General features: G+C 63.7%; 1 pseudogene. It reads right to left on the bottom strand.

Annotation, left to right across the window (positions count from 1 at the left end):
- Positions 1 to 152: 152 nt before the first annotated feature.
- A pseudogene (locus tag B7R21_RS19130) lies at positions 153 to 680 on the bottom strand (IS21 family transposase); the annotation flags it as partial.
- Positions 681 to 809 lie beyond the last annotated feature (129 nt).

Raw genomic sequence — 809 nt, 5'->3', positions numbered from 1 at the left:
GGCCCGTGTCGATCACCAGCCGCGCCGCCTCACGGCGATACTCCGGCGTATAAGTCTTCCTCTTGCTTGTGCCCATCACGGACATCCTCCCCGACAGGCCCGCAAACACGCGAAACCCGCCTGGTCAATGTCCGGAATTCGGGGTCAACCCCACTGGCCTTGTCCTTCGGCGACCGGACCCTGCCCGGCAACACCGCCGCGGAGTAATGCGCGGCCAACTCACGGTACGCGTCGTTCAACACGACCTCACCCTCGCGAGGGTGGGAGATCACCCCGGTCTTGAGGTTATCGGGCACCAGACGCGGGACAGTACCGCCGAAGAAAGCGAACATCGCCGTGTGAGCGCGCAGCCACGACTCCTGCCGCATATCCAACGTGGCCTCCACGAACGCGTACCGGCTGAACGGCAGGCACGCGACGAACAGGAACACCTTCGACATCTCGCCCGTTGTCGGATCCAGCAGCTGCATCGTGGGCCCGGACCAGTCGACCTCGACACTTCGGCCGGCCTTGTGACCGACCCGCGATGTCGCACCCGACACGGCCGCGTACTCGCCATACAGGCGACAGAACCGGTCATAACTCATCGCAGCCTGGCCCGCCCGGGAACACGTGTCGACATATTCCTGGTGCAGCAGCTTCAACGTCACCCCGACCCGAGCCAGCTCGGCATGGACCCGCGTGTCTGTGACAGCTTGAGTGGAGTCCATGATGACGGCTTGGTTCACTACCACCTGGCGGCTTGCCGGGGTGTTGTGACGGTCTGATTCACGTCCACCTGCACCGTTGATTATCTGACCCTGTGGTGT

This window comes from Subtercola boreus, assembly GCF_003399625.1.
GTDB lineage: Bacteria > Actinomycetota > Actinomycetes > Actinomycetales > Microbacteriaceae > Subtercola > Subtercola boreus_C.
The sequence above is the reverse complement of the archived record's forward strand: the minus strand, read 5'-3'. Positions and strand labels throughout refer to the sequence as shown.